The organism is Streptomyces sp. NBC_01591 (genome assembly GCF_035918155.1).
Lineage (GTDB): Bacteria > Actinomycetota > Actinomycetes > Streptomycetales > Streptomycetaceae > Streptomyces.
The window spans coordinates 7,548,495-7,569,844 of the sequence record NZ_CP109327.1; the positions used below are offsets into that span (position 1 = coordinate 7,548,495).

The 21,350-nt window shown below is 70.8% G+C and carries 16 protein-coding genes, 1 tRNA gene and 1 pseudogene; 17 read left to right on the forward strand and 1 reads right to left on the reverse strand.

All coding sequences use genetic code 11. The features are described from left to right. Positions 1 to 48 precede the first annotated feature (48 nt). The 17 genes and pseudogenes from OG978_RS35000 to OG978_RS35080 all read left to right on the forward strand — a co-directional run bounded on the left by OG978_RS35000 (position 49) and on the right by OG978_RS35080 (position 19,984). Entirely contained in the window at positions 49 to 1,575 is a 1,527-nt protein-coding gene (locus OG978_RS35000) for a sugar ABC transporter ATP-binding protein (protein WP_326769064.1), read from the forward strand. Further along, positions 1,572 to 2,621 (forward strand): ABC transporter permease, encoded by a 1,050-nt coding sequence (locus OG978_RS35005; protein ID WP_326769065.1) that lies wholly within the window; start codon positions 1,572 to 1,574, stop codon positions 2,619 to 2,621. The genes OG978_RS35000 and OG978_RS35005 overlap by 4 nt, the downstream gene beginning before the upstream one ends. 69 nt (positions 2,622 to 2,690) lie before the next feature. After that, a complete protein-coding gene (locus OG978_RS35010; RefSeq protein WP_326769066.1) occupies positions 2,691 to 3,728 on the forward strand; it encodes a substrate-binding domain-containing protein in 1,038 nt (345 codons plus the stop codon). Positions 3,729 to 3,796: 68 nt separating this feature from the next. Then, positions 3,797 to 5,035: a Gfo/Idh/MocA family protein gene (locus OG978_RS35015; RefSeq protein ID WP_326769067.1), complete on the forward strand. Its 1,239-nt coding sequence runs from the start codon at positions 3,797 to 3,799 to the stop codon at positions 5,033 to 5,035. 12 nt (positions 5,036 to 5,047) lie between these two features. Beyond that, positions 5,048 to 6,052 carry a sugar phosphate isomerase/epimerase family protein gene (locus OG978_RS35020; RefSeq protein ID WP_326769068.1) on the forward strand — a complete coding sequence of 335 codons (1,005 nt, stop codon included), beginning with the start codon at positions 5,048 to 5,050 and terminating at the stop codon, positions 6,050 to 6,052. Between the two features lie 323 nt (positions 6,053 to 6,375). Beyond that, entirely contained in the window at positions 6,376 to 10,104 is a 3,729-nt protein-coding gene (locus OG978_RS35025; RefSeq protein WP_326769069.1) for a ThuA domain-containing protein, read from the forward strand. Positions 10,105 to 10,254: 150 nt separating this feature from the next. Next, on the forward strand, positions 10,255 to 11,373 hold the full coding sequence (locus OG978_RS35030; RefSeq protein WP_326769070.1) for an inositol-3-phosphate synthase: 1,119 nt from the start codon (positions 10,255 to 10,257) through the stop codon (positions 11,371 to 11,373). Further along, on the forward strand, positions 11,370 to 12,434 hold the full coding sequence (locus tag OG978_RS35035) for an SCO3242 family prenyltransferase (RefSeq protein ID WP_326769071.1): 1,065 nt from the start codon (positions 11,370 to 11,372) through the stop codon (positions 12,432 to 12,434). Before OG978_RS35030 ends, OG978_RS35035 begins: the two co-directional genes overlap by 4 nt. Then, positions 12,431 to 13,303, forward strand: coding sequence for a sugar phosphate isomerase/epimerase family protein (locus tag OG978_RS35040; protein ID WP_326769072.1), 873 nt, complete (start codon positions 12,431 to 12,433; stop codon positions 13,301 to 13,303). The genes OG978_RS35035 and OG978_RS35040 overlap by 4 nt, the downstream gene beginning before the upstream one ends. A gap of 21 nt (positions 13,304 to 13,324) precedes the next feature. Then, positions 13,325 to 13,990: an EboA domain-containing protein gene (locus tag OG978_RS35045; RefSeq protein WP_326769073.1), complete on the forward strand. Its 666-nt coding sequence runs from the start codon at positions 13,325 to 13,327 to the stop codon at positions 13,988 to 13,990. After that, the gene (locus OG978_RS35050; RefSeq protein ID WP_326769074.1) at positions 13,990 to 14,838 is read left to right on the forward strand and encodes a TatD family hydrolase; all 849 of its coding nucleotides are present in this window, start codon (positions 13,990 to 13,992) and stop codon (positions 14,836 to 14,838) included. Before OG978_RS35045 ends, OG978_RS35050 begins: the two co-directional genes overlap by 1 nt. Before the next feature lie 4 nt (positions 14,839 to 14,842). Beyond that, positions 14,843 to 16,018, forward strand: coding sequence for a metabolite traffic protein EboE (gene eboE, locus OG978_RS35055; protein ID WP_326769075.1), 1,176 nt, complete (start codon positions 14,843 to 14,845; stop codon positions 16,016 to 16,018). Continuing rightward, on the forward strand, positions 16,015 to 17,421 hold the full coding sequence (locus OG978_RS35060; protein WP_326769076.1) for a nucleotide pyrophosphatase/phosphodiesterase family protein: 1,407 nt from the start codon (positions 16,015 to 16,017) through the stop codon (positions 17,419 to 17,421). The genes eboE and OG978_RS35060 overlap by 4 nt, the downstream gene beginning before the upstream one ends. 49 nt (positions 17,422 to 17,470) lie before the next feature. Continuing rightward, positions 17,471 to 18,622 carry a sugar phosphate isomerase/epimerase family protein gene (locus OG978_RS35065; protein WP_326769077.1) on the forward strand — a complete coding sequence of 384 codons (1,152 nt, stop codon included), beginning with the start codon at positions 17,471 to 17,473 and terminating at the stop codon, positions 18,620 to 18,622. A gap of 188 nt (positions 18,623 to 18,810) precedes the next feature. Beyond that, a pseudogene (locus OG978_RS35070) lies at positions 18,811 to 19,026 on the forward strand (succinate--CoA ligase subunit alpha); the annotation flags it as partial. Positions 19,027 to 19,341: 315 nt separating this feature from the next. After that, a tRNA-Leu gene (locus tag OG978_RS35075) sits at positions 19,342 to 19,426 on the forward strand. 279 nt (positions 19,427 to 19,705) lie between these two features. Then, a complete protein-coding gene (locus OG978_RS35080) occupies positions 19,706 to 19,984 on the forward strand; it encodes a hypothetical protein (RefSeq protein WP_326769078.1) in 279 nt (92 codons plus the stop codon). Between the two features lie 127 nt (positions 19,985 to 20,111). On the opposite strand, the gene OG978_RS35085 is transcribed toward OG978_RS35080, so the two are convergent. Then, on the reverse strand, positions 20,112 to 21,014 hold the full coding sequence (locus tag OG978_RS35085) for an RNA repair domain-containing protein (protein ID WP_442817790.1): 903 nt from the start codon (positions 21,012 to 21,014) through the stop codon (positions 20,112 to 20,114). Between the last annotated feature and the right edge of the window lie 336 nt (positions 21,015 to 21,350).

The window sequence follows — 21,350 nt, forward strand, 5'->3', positions numbered from 1 at the left end:
GTACAGCCCTGCCCGCTCACCGGCCCGCACCCGCCGAGGGGATTCGTCATGGCACCAGATCCACCCCTGCTCACCATGTCCGGCATCACCAAGTCGTTCCCCGGAGTGCGCGCCCTCGACGGCGTGGACCTGGAGGTCCAAGCCGGCGAAGTTCACTGTCTCCTCGGACAGAACGGCGCCGGCAAGTCCACCCTCATCAAAGTGCTCGCCGGGGCCCACCAGCCCGACAACGGCGAGATCACCTGGCGCGGCGAACCGGCCGCGCTGAAGTCACCCATCGCCGCCATGCGGCTGGGCATCGCCACCATCTACCAGGAACTCGACCTGGTCGAGGGCCTGTCGGTCGCCGAGAACATCTTCCTCGGCCATGAACCCACCACCGCCCGCTTCGTCGTCCGCACCCGCGAGGGCCGCACGGCCGCCGCGGCGCTGCTGACACGGCTCGGCCACCCGGAGATCGACCCGGCCCGCCCGGTCGGCGACCTCTCCGCCGCCCAGCAGCAGATCGTCTCCATGGCACGGGCGCTCTCGCACGACGTACGGCTCATCGTCATGGACGAGCCGTCCGCGGCGCTCGACCCGGACGAGGTCGACAACCTCTTCCGCATCGTCGCCTCCCTCACCGCCGACGGCGTCGCCGTCGTCTACATCTCGCACCGCCTGGAGGAGATCCGCCGGATCGGCGACCGGGTGACCGTGCTCAAGGACGGCCGCGCCGTGGCCGTAGGGCTGCCGGCCGAGTCCACACCGACACGCGACATCGTTGCCATGATGACCGGCCGCAACGTCGAGTACGTCTTCCCGCCGCGCACTACGGACCGTGCGGGAGAGATCGCGGCAGAGCCCGTCCTGAAGGTCGAGGGTCTGACCAGGAAGGGTGAATTCGCCCCGGTGGACCTGCAGTTGAGGCCAGGAGAGATCGTGGGCCTGGCCGGACTCGTCGGTTCGGGGCGCTCCGAGATCCTGGAGACCGTCTACGGCGCCCGCAAGCCGAGCGCCGGACGGGTGACCGTGGCCGGCAAGCAGCTGAGACCCGGCAGCGTCCGCGCGGCCGTCGCCGCCGGAATCGGCCTCGCCCCCGAGGAACGCAAGGCGCAGGCCCTGCTGATGCTCGAATCCGTCACCCGCAATGTCTCCGTCTCCTCGATGTCCCGCTTCTCCAGGGCGGGTTGGATCGACCGCGGGGCCGAACGCCGGGCGGCCCGCGACGCCACCCGCGAACTCTCGCTGCGTCCCGACAACCCGGACACCCCCGTCCGCACGCTCTCCGGCGGCAACCAGCAGAAGGCGGTCCTGGCCCGCTGGCTGTTGCGCGGCTGCCGGGTCCTGCTGCTCGACGAACCGACCCGCGGTGTCGACGTCGGCGCCCGCGCCGAGCTGTACGCCGTGATCCGCCGGCTGGCCGACGAAGGCCTCGCCGTCCTGCTCGTCTCCAGCGAGGTGCCCGAAGTGCTGGGCCTCGCCGACCGGGTGCTGGTGCTCCGAGAGGGCCGCGTCGTGCACACGGCGGACGCCCGGGAGCTCGACGAGCACCGTGTACTCGACCTCGTGATGGAAGGGAGCCCGACGTCATGACACAGCCCGTCTCCTCGGCGCAACAGGGCGGGCCGGACAAGGGGGCCGCCGCCGCCCCGGTCTCCGGACCCCGGAAGAAGGACGGACCGGCGCGCACCTCGGGCCCGCGCGTGGACGTCCGTAACCTCTCGCTCCTCGGCGTCCTCGCCGTACTGATCGCCGTCGGCGGATTCACCGAGCCCGACGCCTTCCTGGACACCGGGAACCTTCAGCTGATCCTGACGCAGGCGTCCGTCATCGGTGTCGTCACCGTCGGGATGACCTTCGTCATCACCAGCGGCGGCATCGATCTGTCGGTCGGCGCGATGGTCGCGCTCGCCTCCGTCTGGGCGACCACGGTCGCCACCCAGGAGTACGGCTTCGCGGGGATCCTGTTCACCGCGGTGATCGTCGGACTCGGTGCCGGGCTGGTGAACGGGCTGCTCATCGCGTACGGGCGGATGGTGCCGTTCATCGCGACGCTGGCCATGCTCGCCTCGGCCCGCGGGCTCGCCCTCCAGATCACCGACGGCAAGACCCAGATCGTCACCGTCAAGTCGGTCCTCGACCTGGGCCTGCCCGACTCCTACGTCCTCGGCATTCCGCCGCTGGTGATGATGTTCGCCGCGGTGACCGTCGTCGGCTGGCTGGTGCTGAACCGTACGACCTTCGGACGGCGCACGGTCGCGGTCGGCGGCAACGCGGAGGCCGCCAGGCTGGCCGGCATCGACGTACGGCGCCAGCGGCTCTTCCTCTATCTGCTCTCCGGGCTGTGCTGCGGCATCGCCGCCTTCATGCTGATCATCCTGTCCGGCTCGGGACAGAACACCAACGGCAATCTGTACGAACTCGACGCCATCGCGGCCGCGATCATCGGCGGCACCCTGCTCAGCGGCGGGCGCGGCACCATCGTCGGCTCCGTACTCGGTGTGCTGGTCTTCACCACCATCACCAACATCTTCGCGCTCAACAATCTGCAGAGCGATGTCCAGCAGATCGCCAAGGGCGCGATCATCGTCGCCGCCGTCCTGGTCCAGCGCCGCACATCGGCGCACGGCGAGACCTGACCCACCACCGCACCCACCACCCCTCCCGCCACGCCACATGCCACGCACCGGATGAAGGGTACGACAGCCATGCCAGAAACCAGCCGCAGACGACTGCTCTTCGGCACCGCAGCCGTCTCCGCGGGCGCCCTCCTCACCGCCTGCACCAGCAACGACCCCAAGACCGAGGACACCGCCAAGAACACCGGACCCGCCGCCGACGACAAGCCCGGCAAGCCCGTCACGATCGGCTTCGCGGGTCCGCAGGCCGACCACGGCTGGCTCAACGCCATCAACGAGAACGCCAAGTCACGGGCGGCCAAGTACTCCGAGGTGACACTGGAGTCCACCGAGGGCTCCAACGACACCGCCGCCCAGATCGGCCAGGTCAAGACCCTCATCAACAAGAAGGTCGACGTCCTCGTCATCCTCCCCGCCGACGGCAAGGCGCTCACCCAGGTCGGCCTGGAAGCCATGCGGGCGGGCATCCCCGTCGTCAACCTGGACCGGATCTTCGCCTCCCCGCAGGCCTACCGCTGCTGGGTCGGCGGCGACAACTACGGCATGGGCCTCAACGCCGGTACGTACATCGGCGAACAGCTCAAGGACAAGGCGGACGCCAAGGTCGTCGAGCTGGCGGGGATCGACAACCTGGAGCTCACCAAGCAGCGCAGCCAGGGCTTCGCCGACGCGCTGAAGAACTACCCCAACATCAAACTGGTGGCCCGTCAGGCCGCCGACTTCACCGTCGAGTCGGGCCAGGCGAAGATGGCCCAGCTCCTCCAGGCGCAGAAGAAGATCGACGCGCTGTGGAACCACGACGACGACCAGGGCGTGGGCGCGCTGCGCGCCATCCAGCAGGCGGGACGTGACGAGTTCCTGATGGTCGGCGGCGCCGGGGCAAAGTCCGCGATGGACGCCATCAAGGCCGGCAACAGTGTCCTGAAGGCCACCGTTCTCTACCCGCCGACGATGGCCGCGTCCGCCATCGACCTGGCCCGCGCGCTGGCCCAGGGCAAGGGCGTCGGTGGCCTGGCCGAGCTGGAGATCCCGACCAGTCTCACCCTCTACTCGGCCGTGGTCACCAAGGAGAACATCGACCAGTACCTGCCGACGGGCTTCAGCTGATCCGCCCCGCAGGAGGGTGCTGACCCTCCTGCCGCACCCATCGAACGACCGACGAGGAGGAAGCCCCGATGGCCCGTAGGGAAGAGACGGATCAGGAGGCCGCAGCGCCGCCGACGCACCGGCCGGCGACGAGTGTGCCGGTGCTCGGAGTCGGCATGGTCGGATACGCGTTCATGGGCGCCGCCCACTCGCAGGGCTGGCGCACCGCGGGACACGTCTTCGAGCTGCCGATGAGACCGGCTCTCGCCGCGATCTGCGGACGCGACCGGGCGGCGGTCGACGCGGCGGCCGCCCGCCACGGCTGGGCGGCGGCCGAGACCGACTGGCGCGCCCTCATCGCCCGGGACGATGTGCAACTCGTCGACATCTGCACCCCCGGGGACAGCCATGCCGAGATCGCCATCGCCGCCCTGGAGGCGGGCAAGCACGTGCTGTGCGAGAAGCCGCTCGCCAACACGGTCGCCGAGGCCGAGGCGATGACCGAGGCCGCGGAGCGCGCGGCGGCCCGCGGCCAGGTCGCGATGGTGGGCTTCAACTACCGCCGGGTGCCCGCGATCGCCTACGCCCGGCAGCTGATCGCCGAGGGACGGCTCGGCACCCTGCGCCATGTCCGCGCCGCCTACCTCCAGGACTGGCTCGTCGACCCCGAATCGCCGCTCACCTGGCGGCTGGAGCGGGAACGCGCCGGCTCGGGCGCGCTCGGCGACCTGGGGGCGCACATCGTCGACCTGGCCCAGTATCTGGCGGGGGAGCCGCTGGTCGGGGTGTCGGCGGTCAGCGAGACGTTCGTACGCGAACGGCCGCGGCTCGCGGGCCCCTCGGCCGGGCTCTCCGGAGCGGCGGACGCGGGGGCGCGAGGAGCGGTGACCGTCGACGACGCGGCCCTGTTCACCGGCCGGCTCGCCTCCGGGGCGCTGGCCTCGTTCGAGGCGACCCGGATGGCGGCCGGGCGGAAGAACGCGCTGCGGCTGGAGATCAACGGGGAGCGCGGCTCGCTCGCCTTCGATCTGGAACGGCTCAACGAACTGTCCTTCCACGACCACACCGAACCCGCCGCCACAGCAGGATTCCGGCGCATCCTCGTCACCGAAACCCAACACCCCTACCTGGAGGCGTGGTGGCCGCCGGGCCACGCCCTCGGCTACGAGCACACCTTCGTCCACCAGGCCCGCGACCTGGTGCGGACGATCGCCGAAGGGACCGCCCCCGCACCGTCGTTCGCCGACGGACTGCAGGTGCAGCGGGTGCTCGCAGCGGTGGAGGAGAGCGCCGAGAAGAACTCCGTACACACCCCCGTGGCTCTCTAGGAGGCCCCACTCATGCCCCGTCCCTTCACACTCTTCACCGGCCAGTGGGCCGACCTGCCGCTGGAGGAGGTCTGCCGGCACGCCCGGGACTTCGGCTACGACGGGCTCGAACTCGCCTGCTGGGGCGATCACTTCGAGGTCGACAAGGCGCTGGCCGACCCCGGCTATCTGGACGGCCGGCGGCAGCTGCTCGACAAGTACGGGCTGAAGTGCTGGGCGATCTCCAACCACCTCGTCGGCCAGGCCGTCTGCGACGACCCGATCGACGAGCGGCACCAGGGGATCCTGCCCGCGCGCATCTGGGGCGACGGCGAACCCGAAGGGGTCCGCCGGCGGGCCGCCGAGGAGATCAAGGACACCGCGCGGGCGGCCGCCGCCTTCGGGGTGCGTACCGTCATCGGTTTCACCGGCTCGTCCATCTGGCACCTGGTCGCGATGTTCCCACCGGTTCCGCCGCACATGATCGAGCGGGGCTACGAGGACTTCGCCGAGCGCTGGAACCCGATCCTGGACGTCTTCGACGCGGAGGGCGTGCGGTTCGCCCACGAGGTGCACCCCAGCGAGATCGCGTACGACTACTGGACCACGCATCGTGCGCTGGAGGCCGTCGGCCACCGGGCAGCGTTCGGGCTGAACTTCGACCCGAGCCACTTCGTCTGGCAGGACCTGGATCCGGTCAACTTCCTGTACGACTTCCGGGACCGGATCTACCACGTGGACTGCAAGGAGGCGCGCAAGCGCCTCGACGGCCGCAACGGCCGGCTCGGCTCGCACCTGCCCTGGGGCGATCCACGGCGCGGCTGGGACTTCGTCTCGGCCGGGCACGGTGACGTGCCCTGGGAGGACGTCTTCCGGATGCTCCGGTCCATCGACTACGAGGGGCCGGTCTCCGTGGAGTGGGAGGACGCGGGGATGGACCGGCTGGCGGGTGCGCCGGAAGCGCTGGCCACGCTGAAGCGGTACGACTTCGATCCGCCGTCGGCGTCGTTCGACGCGGCGTTCGGGGGTGGCGACTGACGGTTCCCCGTCAGGGGTGGCGGGTCCCCGGGCCTCCGGTCCGGGGAGAGCGCCGAGGCCGGGTGGGCCGCGGGAGTGCTCCGCGGCCGTCCCGGGCCCACCCCTGCCCTCGTCCCGCTTTGTCCTGGCACAGGAAAAAGTTCGACCGGACCGCTGTGCAAGGGCTTTCCGTCCCGGACGAACAGGTCTACGGTCCACGACGTGTACATGACATGACTCGGTCGCCGGTGTCCCACACACCCCGGACGACCCGCGCGGCAGTCCCCGCGCAGAACGCACGGCAGCACCCCGCCCGTACAACCGGCACTCTCCGGAGGACACTCGTGCACAGAACCACAACCCGAAACAGGAGCCGAACACGGCTCCGCGTCCGCAAATCCCTCGCCCTGTTCACCGGCGGGCTGCTCGCCGCGGCCACCCTGGCCCTGGGCGCCACCCCCGGAGCAGCCGCTACGGGACCGTCCTCGCCGGCCGCCACCGATGCGGCGGCAGACGAATTCCAGCAGGTCACCCTCGCCAAGGGCGCGGCCGAGACCGGCGAGCCCATGACACTGGCGGTGCTCCCCGACCGCAGCGTCCTGCACACGGCGCGCGGCGGCGAGCTCTGGCTCACCGACAGCGGCGGCGACACCACGCTCGCCGGTGTCCTGCCCGTCTACTCCCACGACGAGGAAGGCCTCCAGGGCGTCGGCGTCGACCCGGACTTCAGCAAGAACCGGGCGATCTACCTCTACTACGCACCCCCGTTGGACACCCCGTCCGGCGACGCCCCCGAGAACGGCACCGCCGCCGACTTCGCCAAGTTCGACGGAGTGAACCGGCTCTCGCGCTTCGTCCTCAAGGAGGACGGCACGCTCGACACCGCCAGTGAGAAGAAGGTCCTCGACATCCCGGCCTCGCGCGGCATCTGCTGCCATGTCGGCGGCGACATCGACTTCGACGCGCAGGGCAATCTGTATCTGTCGACCGGCGACGACTCCAACCCGTTCGCCTCCGACGGCTACACCCCGATCGACGACCGGCCCGACCGCAACCCCGTGTTCGACGCCCGCCGCAGCTCCGGGAACACCAACGACCTGCGCGGCAAGATCCTCCGCATCAAGGTCGCCGACGACGGCACGTACACCGTCCCCGAGGGCAACCTCTTCGCCCCGGGCACGGACAAGACCCGCCCCGAGATCTACGCGATGGGCTTCCGCAACCCGTTCCGCCTCACCGTCGACAAGCCCACCGGCATCGTTTACGTCGGTGACTACGGGCCCGACGCCGGTGCGGCAGACCCCAAGCGCGGACCGGGCGGTCAGGTCGAATTCGCCCGCATCACCAAGGCCGGCAACTTCGGCTGGCCGTTCTGCACCGGCAAGAACGACCCGTTCGTCGACTACGACTTCGCGACCAAGACCTCCGGTGCGGCCTTCGACTGCGCCGCCCCCAAGAACACCTCCCGGTACAACACCGGGCTGGTCGACCTGCCGCCGGCCCAGCCCGCCTGGATCCCGTACGACGGCGGGTCCGTGCCCGAGTTCGGCAGCGGCTCCGAGTCCCCGATGGGCGGACCCGTCTACCACTACGACGCCGCCCTCGACTCGCCCGTGAAGTTCCCCGAGGCCTACGACGGCAACTTCTTCGCCGGTGAGTTCGGCCGACGCTGGATCAAGCGCATCGACCAGGACACCGACGGCACGGTGAAGTCCATCAACGCCTTCCCGTGGTCGGGAACCCAGGTGATGGACATGACCTTCGGCCCGGACGGCGCGCTGTACGTCCTGGACTACGGCACCGGCTACTTCGGCGGCGACCAGAACTCGGCGCTCTACCGCATCGAGAACGCCACCGGCGGACGCTCGCCGATCGCCGAGGCGACCGCCGACAAGACCTCGGGCACCGCACCCCTCAAGGTCGCCTTCTCCTCGGCCGGAACCACCGACGCCGACGGAGACACGCTCAGCTACAGCTGGGACTTCGGTGACGGCGGCACATCGACCGCGGCCAATCCCACGTACACGTACAAGAAGAACGGCACCTACACCGCCACCGTCACCGCCAAGGACCCCACCGGCCGCACCGGCTCGGCGAACGTCCATGTCACGGTCGGCAACACCGCTCCCAAGGTGAAGCTGGAACTCCCCGGTGACGGACACCTGTTCTCCTTCGGCGACGAGATCCCGTTCAAGGTGACCGTCACCGACCCCGAGGACGGAACCATCGACTGCTCGAAGGTCGAGGTCCGCTTCATCCTCGGACACGACAGCCACGGCCACCCCATCACCTCGGCGCACGGCTGCACCGGCACCATCAAGACGGAGATGGACGGCGGGCACGACCCCAACGCCAACATATTCGGTGTCATCGACGCCTCGTACACGGACGGCGGCGGAGGCGGCCAGGCCCCCCTGTCCGGCCACGACCAGTCCGAGCTCCAGCCGCGCCACCGGCAGGCCGAGCACTACGGCGACTCCCACGGCGTCGCACCGCAGAACAAGGCGACCGCCCACGGCGGCAAGACGGTCGGCGACATCCACAACGACGACTGGATCTCCTTCAAGCCGTACCTCCTCACCGGCTCCACCAAGCTGACCGCGCGGATCTCCTCCGGCGGCGCCGGCGGCTTCCTCGAAGTCCGGACCGGCTCGCCGACCGGCAAGATCCTCGGCTCCGCACCCGTCCCGGTGACAGGCGCCTGGGACAACTTCCAGGACATCGACGTACCGCTGCGCGGAGTCCCGAAGACGTCCACCGAACTCTTCCTGGTCTTCAAGGGAGGGGCCGGAGCGCTCTACGACGTGGACGACTTCGAGCTCTCCAACAGCGCCCCCGACAAGACCGCCAAGCGGATCCTGGTCTTCTCGAAGACGGCCGGCTTCCGCCACGACGCGATTCCCGACGGCATCGCGGCGCTGAAGGAACTCGGCAAGGACAGCAACATCACCGTCGACGCCACGGAGACGGCCGGCCAGTTCACCACCAGCAACCTGGCCCGCTACGACGCCGTCGTCTTCCTCTCGACGACCGGTGACGTCCTCGACGCCGACCAGCAGAAGGCCTTCGAGAACTACGTGGCCACCGGCGGCGGCTACATGGGCGTCCACGCGGCGGCGGACACCGAGTACGACTGGGCGTTCTACGGGGGACTCGTCGGGGCGCACTTCTCCTCGCACCCCGCCATCCAGCCCGCCACCGTCCGCGTCGAGGACCACGACCACCCGGCCACCGCGCACCTCGACGGCGAATGGAACCGCACCGACGAGTGGTACAACTACCGCACCAATCCGCGCAGTCAGGCCAAGGTCCTCGCCACACTCGACGAGACCACCTACACCGGCGGCACCATGAAGGGCGACCACCCCATCACCTGGTGCCAGACCTACCAGGGCGGCCGCTCCTTCTACACCGGCCTCGGCCACACCAAGGAGTCCTACGCCGAACCGGCCTTCCGCAAGCTGCTCCTCGGCGGCATGCGGTACGCGGCCGGTCAGGTGAAGGCCGACTGCAGGCCCGACACCGGCTACCGGTCGATCTTCAACGGCAAGACGCTCGAAGGCTGGAAGCAGGCGGGCCCCGGGAAGTTCGACGTCGTCGACGGTGAACTCCGCTCCGAGGGCGGCATGGGCCTGCTCACCTACCAGGCCAAGGAGCTGGGCTCGTACTCGCTCAAGCTCGACTGGAAGATGCAGGGCGACGACAACTCCGGCATCTTCGTGGGCTTCCCGGAGTCCGACGACCCCTGGTCCGCGGTGAACAACGGCTACGAGGTCCAGATCGACGCCAGCGACGCGCCCGACCGCACCACGGGCTCCGTCTACACCTTCAAGGCGGCGAACGCCAAGGCCCGTGACCAGGTCCTGCGGCCGCCCGGCCAGTGGAACAGCTACGAGATCAGGGTCCAGGGCGAACGTCTCCAGGTCTTCCTCAACGGAGTGAAGATCAACGACTTCACCAACACCGATCCGGTACGGAGCCTGAAGAGCGGCTACATCGGTATCCAGAACCACGGTGCCAATGACCATGTGTCGTTCCGCAACATCGAGCTGAAGGAACTGCCCTCGGCGTAGGGCGCCCACCGCGGCGACGGCGGGTGGGGGAGCAGGCATCGTCCCCGCCCGCCGTCACCGGCCGGTCCTTTCCCCCTCGTCGCACAGTGCCACTCGTACGCAGTGCCACTCGTACCGACCAGCCAGCACCCCCAGCCAGGGAGGCAGCCCGTGTCAGCACCCGCCGTACGTACCGGAGTCTGGTTCATCGGAGCACGCGGCTCCGTCGCCGCCACCGCCACCGCGGGGTGCGCGGCGGTCGCGGCAGGGCTCCACCCGGGGGCAGGCATGGTCACCGAGACCCCGCCCTTCACCGACAGCGGGCTGCCCGCACTCAGCTCACTCGTCTTCGGCGGACACGACACGGCCGGCTGCCCGCTGCCGAAGCGGGCCGAGGCGCTGGCGGCCGGGGGAGTGCTGCCGCACGGACTGCCCTCGGCCGTGCACTCCGAACTCGCGGCCGCGGATGCCGGGATACGGCCCGGCGGGCCACTGCCCGGCGACACCCGCAGCGACGAGGAACTCATCACCGCGTTCGCCACCGATCTCACCGACTTCGCGCACCGGCACGGCCTGGCCAGGACGGTCGTCATCAACGTGGCATCCACAGAACCCGTCCCGGACCCCGGCGAACAGAGGCTGCCCGCCAGCTCGCTCTACGCGGCGGCGGCGCTGCGGGCCGGCTGCCCCTACATCAACTTCACCCCTTCCACCGGGCTGCGCACCCCCGCCCTCCAGGACGCCGTCGCGGGCTGCGGACTTCCTCACGCGGGCCGCGACGGCAAGACCGGCCAGACGCTGCTCCGCTCCGTGCTCGCCCCGATGTTCGTGCAACGCGCCCTGCCCGTCCGGGCCTGGTCGGGCACCAACCTGCTGGGCGGCGGGGACGGAGCGGCGCTGGCCGACCCGGGCGCGGCGGCCGCCAAGAACGCCGGCAAGGAACGCGTCCTCGCCGACACACTGGGCACCGCGCCGGAGGGCGAGGTCCACATCGACGACGTACCGGCCCTCGGCGACTGGAAGACCGCCTGGGACCACATCGCGTTCGACGGATTCCTCGGCGCGCGGATGGTGCTCCAGACCACCTGGCAGGGCTGCGACTCGGCACTGGCCGCGCCCCTCGTCCTGGACCTCGCCAGGCTGGTGGCCCGCGCCCACGAGCAGGGCATGAGCGGCCCCCTGCCCCAGCTCGGCTTCTACTTCAAGGACCCGGACGGCGGCCCGGCCGCGCTCTTCGAGCAGTACCTGGCGCTGCTCGCCTTCGCCGAGACACTGCGGGGGGAACGGTGACGGTACGCGCCTGGGCGGAACTGCTACGGGTGTCCGCGCTGTTCACCGTCCCCGGCGACGCGCTGGCCGGGGCGGCGGCGAGCGGCCGGCGACCCGACCGCGGAAGCGTGCTCGCCGTCGGAGCCTCGCTCTGCCTGTACGAGGCGGGCATGGCGCTCAACGACTGGGCCGACCGCGAAGAGGACGCCATCGACCGCCCGCACCGGCCGATCCCCTCGGGCCGGATCGCACCCGGTGCGGCCCTCGCGGCGGCGGGCGCGCTGACGGCCGCGGGGCTGGGTCTCGCCGCCCGGGCCGGCCGCCCGGCCCTCGCGGTGGCCACGGGGCTGGCGGCGACCGTGTGGGCCTACGACCTCCGGTTGAAGCACACCCCGGCTGGGCCCGCGGCGATGGCCGCGGCTCGCGGGCTGGACCTGCTCCTCGGAGCCACCGCCACCGGGGCGACGAAGCGGACGGGGCCCGGGCCGGGGCGGGGGCCGGGGGCGGCGCCGGGGGCGGGGTGGCAGTCGAGGCCGGGGCCGGGCTCGGACCCGGCCGCGCGTGGCCTTGTTCGCGGCGCCCTTCCGGCCGCCGGTCTGCTGGGTGCGCACACCTACGCCGTCACCGCCGTCTCCCGGCACGAGGCGCACGGCGGATCCACCACCGCACCCCTCGCCGCGCTCGCGGCCGTCGCCGCACTGGGCGCAGCGGCCGTGCACGAACAGCGCGGGCGGCGCGGAGACCGGGAGACGGACCCGCCCACGGGATGCGGCGGGCAGGACGAGTCGCCCCGGCCGCACCCCTCGCACCGTTCACCGGCAACCCCCACCCGCACCGCCACCGGTCTCGTGCGCACCGCGCTCACCGGCTCCTACTTCCGGACCGCCGCGGTCCCCCTCCTCCACGCCGCGCTCAACCCGTCCCCACCGCTCACCCAGCGCGCCGTCGGCGGCGGCATCCGGGCGATGATCCCGCTCCAGGCCGCCCTCGCAGCCCGCGCGGGAGCGGTCGGCACGGGGCTCGCCGTCATGGGACTCGTACCGATCGCCCGCAACCTCGCCCGGAAGGTGAGCCCGACATGACGATCCGCTACGGCTACGGCACCAACGGGCTCACCGATCTCCGCCTGGACGACGCCCTCGGGCTCCTCGCCGACCTCGGGTACGACGGGGTCGGCCTGACCCTCGACCACATGCACCTAGACCCCCTTTCCCCCGACCTCGCCGCCCGCACCCGCCACGTGGCCTCCAGGCTCCAGGAGCTGGGACTCGGCGTCACCGTCGAGACCGGTGCCCGCTACATCCTGGACCCGCGCCGCAAGCACGGTCCGTCCCTCCTCGACCCCGACCCGGACGCCCGCGCCGCCCGCACCCGGCTGCTCGTACGGGCCGTCGGCATCGCCGCCGACCTCGGCGCCCACGCCGTGCACTGCTTCAGCGGCATCACCCCACCAGACACCACCCCCGACACCGCCTGGCAGCGGCTGACTGAATGCCTCGCCCCGGTCCTGGAGGCCGCCGACCGGTCCGGCATTTCCCTGGCGATCGAACCCGAGCCCGGACACCTCCTCGCCAACCTCGCCGACTTCCACCATCTGCGGGTCCTCAGCGGAGATCCGGCACCGCTCGGACTCACCCTCGACATCGGCCACTGCCAGTGCCTGGAACCCGCCCTGCCCGTCGACTGCATCCGTGAGGCCGCGCCCTGGCTGCGCCACGTCCAGATCGAGGACATGCGCCGCGGCGTCCATGAACACCTCCCGTTCGGCGAGGGCGAGATCGATTTCCCGCCCGTACTCGAAGCACTCGACACCCTCTCGGACACCGGCTACCGCGGCCTCACCGTCGTCGAACTGCCCCGCCACTCCCACGCCGGCCCCGAACTCGCCCGCACCTCCATCGAGTTCCTCCGCAAGCACAGTCCGTCGGGCCACAGTCCGTCGAGCCGCTGAAACGCCGAAGGGAGCGACGCCATGCCGATGGCCCCGACGAACACCCCGCTGCTGACCCGCAAGGAACTCGACGCACAGCTCGGCGGAGCCGCGCGCGCCTGGCTCGACGAGGCGCTCGCCGAGGCGGAGCACGCCGCCTCCCACCAGGACACCGAACCGCCCGGCGGACCGTACGCCGCCCCGCCGTGGGAACTGCGCTACGCCGCGGCCGGCCGGCACTGCGGACTCGAACACGCCGACTCCGTACGCGCCCTGCTGCTCATCGAGGCCCGAGCCGCACTGCCCGCCTTGACCAGGCTCTACGAACAGGGCACTGCCGCCGAACGACGAGCCGTCCTGCTCACCCTGCACCGGTTGGACCTCGGCCCCACCGCCCTTCCGCTCGTCGAGGACGCCCTGCGCACCAATGACACCCGGCTGGTCGCCGCGGCCGTCGGCCCGTACACCGCCACTCATCTCGATCCGCACAACTGGCGCCACGCGATTCTCAAGTGTCTCTTCACCGGGGTCGACATCGATGCCGTCGACGGACTGGCCCGGCGCGCCCGCGGCGACGCCGAACTCGCCCGCATGCTCGGCGACTTCGCGGCCGAACGCATCGCAGCGGGGCGCAGCGTCCCCGAAGACCTCACCCGCGTCCTCGAACTCACCACCCCCGGCGCTGTCGCCCCCACGGAGGAGTCCTGATGCGTATCTTCGACCCGCACATCCACATGACCTCCCGCACCACGGACGACTACCAGGCGATGTACGACGCGGGCGTCCGCGCCCTCGTGGAACCCTCCTTCTGGCTCGGCCAGCCCCGCACCTCGCCCGCCAGCTTCTTCGACTACTTCGACGCCCTGCTCGGCTGGGAACCCTTCCGCGCCGCCCAGTACGGCATCGCCCACCACTGCACGCTCGCCCTCAACCCCAAGGAGGCGAACGACCCGCGCTGCCACCCCGTCCTGGACGCCCTGCCCCGCTATCTCGTCAAGGACTCCGTCGTCGCCGTCGGTGAGATCGGCTACGACTCCATGACCCCGGCCGAGGACACCGCGCTGGCCGCCCAGCTCCAGCTCGCCGCCGACCACGGCCTGCCCGCCCTCGTGCACACTCCGCACCGGGACAAGCTCGCCGGGCTGCACCGCACCCTCGACGTCATCCGCGAATCCCACCTTCCCCCGGAGCGGGTCCTGCTCGACCACCTCAACGAGACGACCGTGAAGGACGCCAGGGACAGCGGCTGCTGGGCAGGTTTCTCCATCTACCCCGACACCAAGATGGACGAGGACCGCATGATCGCGATCCTCAGGATCCACGGCACCGAGAAGGTCCTGGTCAACTCGGCTGCCGACTGGGGCAGAAGCGATCCGCTCAAGACCCGCAAGGTGGGCGACGCGATGCTCGCCGCCGGGTTCAGCGACGACGACGTCGACCAGGTGCTCTGGCGCAACCCCGTCGCCTTCTACGGGCAGAGCGGACGGCTCCAGCTCGACACCGCGGCGCCGGAACCACTCCACGAAGGCAACTCCATCCTGCGCGGCGGGGAGTGAGGCGATGCGCTTCCGCCACCCCGACGGCTCCACCGTCCACCTCTCGTACTGCACCAACGTCCACCCCGCCGAGACGCTCGACGGCGTCCGTGCCCAACTGCGCGACCACTGCGAACCGGTCCGCAAACGCCTCGGCCGAGACCGGCTCGGCATCGGCCTCTGGCTCGCCAGGGACGCGGCCCGCACCCTGATCAACGACCCGGCCGAGCTGCGGTCCCTGCGCGCCGAACTGGACCGCCGCGGCCTGGAGGTCGTCACCCTCAACGGCTTCCCGTACGAGGGATTCGGCGCCGACGAGGTCAAGTACCGGGTGTACAAGCCGGACTGGACGGACCCGGAGCGGCTCGCCCACACCACCGATCTCGCCCGCCTCCTGACCGGCCTGCTCCCCGACGACGTAACCGAAGGAACCATCTCCACCCTCCCGATCGCCTGGCGCACGCCCTTCGATTCGGACCCGGAGGCGGCCCGTACGGCACACACCGCGCTCACCGCCCTCGGCGAACGCCTCGACGCACTCGCCGAACTCACCGGCAAGTCCATCCGCATCGGCCTCGAACCCGAGCCGGGCTGCACGGTCGAGACCACAGCCGACGCCATCGCCCCCCTCACCGCCGTCGGACACCCACGCATCGGCATCTGTATCGACACCTGCCACCTGGCCACCTCCTTCGAGGACCCCGACGCCGCCGTCGACGCGCTCGGCGCGGCGGGCATCCCGATCGCGAAGGCACAGCTCTCCGCCGCCCTGCACGCCGAACACCCCCACCTCCCCGAGGTGCGCGCCGCACTCGCCGCCTTCGCCGAGCCCCGCTTCCTGCACCAGACCCGCACCGGCACCGCCGCCGGGCTGCGCGGCACCGACGACCTCCACGAGGCCGTCACCGGCCGGGCCCTGCCGGACGGAGCCCCCTGGCGCGCCCACTTCCACGTCCCCCTGCACGCACCCCCCGCACCACCGCTCACCTCCACCCTTCCCGTGCTCCGTTCCGCACTGACCCGACTGGTGGGCGGCGCATGCCCCCTCACCAGGCACCTGGAGGTCGAGACGTACACCTGGCAGGCGCTCCCCGCCGCGCTGCGCCCCCGTACCCGCACCCAGCTCGCCGATGGCATCGCCGCCGAACTCACCCTCGCCCGCGACCTCCTGGTCGACCTCGGCCTCAAGGAGCTCCCATGACCACAGCCGAGCAGCCCACCGGGCCCATGACACCCACCCCTCTCCTCGTCATCGACGTCGTCGGCCTCACCCCACACCTCCTCGACCACATGCCGCGCCTGAAGGCCCTGGGGCAGTCCGGCACCCACGCCCCCCTCGGCACGGTCCTTCCCGCCGTCACCTGCGCCGCCCAGTCCACCTTCCTCACCGGCACCACCCCCGCCGAGCACGGCATCGTCGCCAACGGCTGGTACTTCCGCGAGCTCGGCGAGGTCCTGCTCTGGCGCCAGCACAACGGACTGGTCGCGGGGGACAAACTCTGGGACGCCGCCCGCCGCGCCCACCCCGGCTACACCGTCGCCAACATCTGCTGGTGGTACGCGATGGGCGCCGACACCGACATCACCGTCACCCCGCGCCCCGTCTACTACGCCGACGGCCGCAAGGAACCCGACTGCTACACCAGGCCGCCCGCCCTGCACGACGAACTCACCGAGAAACTCGGCACATTCCCCCTCTTCCACTTCTGGGGCCCCGGCGCGGACCTCGTCTCCTCGCAGTGGATCATCGACGCGACCCGGCACATCCTGGACACTCGCCACCCCGACCTGGCCCTGTGCTACCTCCCGCACCTCGACTACGACCTGCAGCGCTACGGCCCCGACGACCCGCGCTCCTACCGGGCCGCGGCCGAACTCGACCGCGCCATGGCCCCCCTCCTGGACGACGCCCGCCGCGAAGGCCGCACCGTCGTCGCCCTCTCCGAATACGGCATCACCCGCGTCGACCGGCCCGTCGACATCAACCGGGCCCTGCGCCGCGCCGGCCTCCTGGAGGTCCACACCCAGGACGGCATGGAGTACCTCGACCCGATGGCCTCGCGCGCCTTCGCCGTCGCCGACCACCAGCTCGCCCACGTCTACGTACGCAGCCCCGAGGACCTCGAAGCCACCCGCGGTGCACTCCAGGACCTCCAGGGCATCGAGCAGCTCCTCGACGACGAGGGCAAGAAGGCACACGGCCTGGACCACCCGCGCTCGGGCGAGCTGGTCGCCGTCGCGGACCCGGATGCCTGGTTCACGTACTACTACTGGCTCGACGACGCCCGCGCGCCCGACTTCGCGCAGCTCGTCGAGATCCACCGCAAACCCGGCTACGACCCCGTCGAACTCTTCCTGGACCCCCAGGATCCGTACGTCCGGGTCAAGGCGGCCACGGCCGTCGCCCGCAAGAAGCTGGGCATGCGCTACCGCATGGCGGTCGTGCCGCTGGACCCGTCACCTATTCGCGGCAGCCACGGCCGCCTTCCGCAGAGCGACGAAGAAGGTCCGCTCATCCTGTGCTCCACCCCCCACGCGTTCACCGGCCCCGTCCGGGCCACCGAAGTGAAGTCCTTGCTCCTCACGCTTGCCGGCCTCGCATGAGATCGGTTCGTGCACAGCGTTTCGAGCATCTTCGAGAAAGAGAGAGACCGTGATCGCGTACAACGACGAACCCGGAACGGACGGCGACCTGCGCCGCAGCCTCGGCGTCAGCCGCCGCCGTTTTCTGAGCACCTGCACGGCTGCTGCGGCAGCGGCGATCGCCGCGCCCGCCTTCGGCGCTTCGCCGGCCCTCGCCCAGACCTCCTCCGGCAGGGAGCGGGGCGTCGGCCAGGCTCTGGTCCCGGCGGAGCGACGAGGAATCATCCTGTACACCGTGCGCGACGCCACGGGCCGGGATCCACTCAGCACCGACCTTCCCTCGGGCTTCCGTGAGGTCTTCAGGGAGCTGGCCCGCTACGGCTACCAGCAGGTCGAGTTCGCCGGGTACGGCCAGCACGCCAACGCACCCGGCGGAAGCAACCTCGAATCGGTGGAAGGCGCGAAGCTGCTGCGCTCGTGGCTGGACGACTACGGTCTGCGCGCCCAGGGCAACCACGGCTTCATCCCGTCATCCTGGCCGCTGGACCAGAGCGACCTGGACCAGTTCAAGCGCCACCTCGAGATGGCGAACATCCTCGGCATGGAACACATGGGCACCGGTGGCGACCCCACCGGCAGCGCCTACCGTGCCGACTGGGACGTGGCGGCCGACAAGTGGAACACGCTGGGACGGATCGCTCAGGGCGCGGGCATCAAGCTGTACACCCACAACCACGACGCGGCCTATGGCTTCCTGCTCGACGGCGGTCCGCTGGACGCACAGGGCCGCCCCACCCGCAGCTCCGGCATCCGCAAGCTCGAGTACTTCCTTCAGGTCACCGACCCGAAGTCCGTATGGCTGGAGATGGACATCTTCTGGGCGCACGTCGCTCAGTACAAGTTCCACACCTACACCGCGCACGACGGATCGCAGCAGGAGAACATCTTCGACCCGGCGGCACTGGTCCGCTGCAACACCAAGCGCTACCCGCTGTTCCACGCCAAGGACGGCATCGTCAACACAACCAGCGGCAATGGCTACGACATGGTCCCCTTCGGTACCGGGGTCATCGACTACCGGACGTTCTTCCGCCGCGTCGGGGCGAAGAACTACCACAACCCGATGGTCGAGCAGGACAACGCGCCGAGCTCGACCGTCCCCGCGCAGTCCCTGAACCATGCGCGGATCGGCTACGACAACTTGGCGGCGCTGCGCAAGTAGGACCACCGGCGGTACCGGAGGTGCGGTCCGCGCCTCACCCCGAATTCCTGAAGACCGGGGAACAGCGCAAACGCCCGCCCGGTGACGTCAGGCACCGTACGCTCCACGGCAGTCACCAGGAGCGTACGGTGCCTGGCCGGCACCCCGAACTGCGCGACCAACCCCGGGGCCGGCCGGGAATCCGCCGGGACGCGACGGGAGCGGACATCACGGTCGTCTTCGTCCCGCCGCCCTTCGCCAAGTCTGCCGTCATCGAGGCGGCCGACGCGGGGATCGACCCGACGGTGGTCATCACCGAAGGCATCCCGGTCCATGACGCGGTCGCCTTCCACACCCACACCCATGCCCGCGCCCGCAGCACCCGCATCATCGGCCCCAACTGCCCCGGCGTGATCACGCCCTCATCCGGGAGATCGGCAAACCCCGGCGCCTCGCCCGGGCCGACGTCGACCGCGCCATCGACGGCGTGCGCTGATACGTCGACAACATCGACCGGATGCTCGACGCCCGTACATGCGGAACCCGCACCAGGAGCGTGCGGCGGCCATTCCGGCGCACTACGCGTACCGGTCCGACAACGGACTGTGCGTAACGCCCCCGGTCCACCCTCCGGATGTGTACGTCACCCCACCCTGACCACCGAATATGCAGGTGAGAGGCACCCCAAACCCCTGGTATTGTTTTGTCTGTCGCCGCGGGAGACCGGGGCCGATCACCTAGTCCGGGTGGCGGAATGGCAGACGCGCTAGCTTGAGGTGCTAGTGCCCTTTATCGGGCGTGGGGGTTCAAGTCCCCCCTCGGACACAGCACGAACGTTCACGAGATCGTCCCTCGTCCGTTCAAGAGATGTGGCTCCAGTGCTTGCACTGGGGCCACAGGTCGTTGCGTAGAGGGCCCGCCAGCCCTGCAGCTGGCGCGATGAGGCGGTGGTGCTGTGAGGTCTGCTTTGCGATCGGCGCTGCCGATCCATGTGAACCCTGCTGCGAAACCAGCGTACGGATCCGGCGCCGACTCCCACCCCACTGAGGGACCAGGTGTGCCGGGGGCGCCCCGCAGGACCTGACCGAGGCGGAGGCGCTCCTCATGGTCGCCGAGAGCCTGCTGCGGCTCCTGGAAACGGTCGGTCCCAACGGGGTGAGCGAGATGCTGCGCGACCAGGGCTCCCGGGCCGAGGAGGCATTCGAGGCCGCCCTGGCCTCCGGCCATCCGGACCGGGTGCGCATCGCGGAACTCAAGACCGTCGCCGAGCGAGCGCTGCGCAAGTCGAGCGCACGCATCGGCCGTGTCGTCCAACAGCGATTGCACGGCAAGAACATGAACAAGGGCCGGGTTGCTCGCAAGGGAGACAAGAGGCGCCGGTGACCTGCCGGGCGAGCCACCGTTGGTTACTGGGAGGGGCAGGCGCTGACGCATCTTTGGCAGGCGTCAGAACACTCCGCCCGTGCGACCTGAATCCCGGGCGGCGCTTTGCCTCACCTGGCCATGTGCCTCACCTGTCGGTGATCTCGGAGAGCCAGGCAGCGTCCTCCGGGCCCGGCGCTTCGGGGCCGGGCGCGGGCAGCCGGCGGATCTCGCCCGTGCGCAGGGCGGCCGTGGCCCGTGGCCGCATGGGCCCGTCGCCCCTGCGTGAGAGCAGAACGAGTTCCCAGACTGTCGCCGTCATGGTGTCGAGCCGGATGGCGCAGTCGGCGGTTACTCTCCGCGGATCCCGGGAACGGCCCAGGGACAGATGTGGGGTGAAGTTCTTGGCGGGCCCACGACAGCGCGGGAACCGCTGCTGCAGTACGCGGTACAGGTCCGCCCACGGCGCCTTGCCGGCCGCCGTCGGGTCGAGCCACACGGTGAAGTACGCCCTGTGCCGGAAGGTGCGCACCCCGTCCAGCCGGGCGGTGAAGACCGGCGTCTCGGCCGTCGCCGCGGCGAGCAGCGGGGCCGCTCGCTCGAAGTCGGACTCCGGCACGAAGCCGAAGAGCACATTGATGTGCGGCGGCCAGCGGTGGATCTGCGGATCGTAATCGCGGCGGATGTCCTGGATCGGCGGCCACAGCTCCGCAGGCGGGATCCAGGCCACCGCCGTGCGGGCCGTCGGGGGCACGTCGAGGACGCCGGCGGGCTCGCCCCTGCCGGAGCTCAGGTCCGCTTGCCGGTCCCGCAACCGGCCGGCGCCCGACGCGTCGATGCGGTCCACACCCGTGGACCGGTCCCAGACCACCTCGCCGTCCGCCTCGATGAACACCACCCGCTGCCACGGGATGTCGCCCCCGGGCACGAAGGAAGGCAGCGGGATGCGTTTGAGGGCGTCCCCTCGCTGGCTGATCCCCAGCACGAACCGGGCCGGGTCGAACCGCGGGTCCCAGCGGACCCGGTGATAGATCTCGTCGCTGGTCCGCATCTCTCCTCCTCTCCCGCCTGCACACCTTCTCTTCCTCCAGGGTGCCGCCCACCCCGAGCCGCAGCTCCCGGATGGCGTCCTGCGGGAGCAGGCCAGCCGGTCACCGGTCCTGCGGCAGCTGCGCGGCGTGGCCCGAGCGGGCGGGGCGCGAGGGCGTGTTCCTGGAGCATGGTGAGGGCAGCGCGGCGCCTGGGGCCGCCGTGGGGCCCGGTCCATGTGGTGGCGGCGGCTGAGGATTGGGTTGTCGGGGGCGACGGCCCCTCGGTTTCGGCGCTGTCCTTCCGCCTCTGCGGTCAGATGGCTGCTGAGCTGTGGCAGCAGTCCGGAGGCGGCACA

Excerpts from the sequence above, each read along its gene's own strand:
- OG978_RS35060 (WP_326769076.1), top strand. The coding sequence starts at position 16,015 with ATGACCACAGCCGAGCAGCCCACCGGGCCCATGACACCCACCCCTCTC.
- OG978_RS35015 (WP_326769067.1), top strand. The coding sequence starts at position 3,797 with ATGGCCCGTAGGGAAGAGACGGATCAGGAGGCCGCAGCGCCGCCGACG.
- OG978_RS35080 (WP_326769078.1), top strand. The coding sequence starts at position 19,706 with ATGGTCGCCGAGAGCCTGCTGCGGCTCCTGGAAACGGTCGGTCCCAAC.
- eboE (WP_326769075.1), top strand. The coding sequence starts at position 14,843 with ATGCGCTTCCGCCACCCCGACGGCTCCACCGTCCACCTCTCGTACTGC.
- OG978_RS35085 (WP_442817790.1), bottom strand. The coding sequence starts at position 21,014 with ATGCGGACCAGCGACGAGATCTATCACCGGGTCCGCTGGGACCCGCGG.
- OG978_RS35040 (WP_326769072.1), top strand. The coding sequence starts at position 12,431 with ATGACGATCCGCTACGGCTACGGCACCAACGGGCTCACCGATCTCCGC.
- OG978_RS35005 (WP_326769065.1), top strand. The coding sequence starts at position 1,572 with ATGACACAGCCCGTCTCCTCGGCGCAACAGGGCGGGCCGGACAAGGGG.
- OG978_RS35010 (WP_326769066.1), top strand. The coding sequence starts at position 2,691 with ATGCCAGAAACCAGCCGCAGACGACTGCTCTTCGGCACCGCAGCCGTC.
- OG978_RS35020 (WP_326769068.1), top strand. The coding sequence starts at position 5,048 with ATGCCCCGTCCCTTCACACTCTTCACCGGCCAGTGGGCCGACCTGCCG.
- OG978_RS35000 (WP_326769064.1), top strand. The coding sequence starts at position 49 with ATGGCACCAGATCCACCCCTGCTCACCATGTCCGGCATCACCAAGTCG.
- OG978_RS35045 (WP_326769073.1), top strand. The coding sequence starts at position 13,325 with ATGCCGATGGCCCCGACGAACACCCCGCTGCTGACCCGCAAGGAACTC.
- OG978_RS35050 (WP_326769074.1), top strand. The coding sequence starts at position 13,990 with ATGCGTATCTTCGACCCGCACATCCACATGACCTCCCGCACCACGGAC.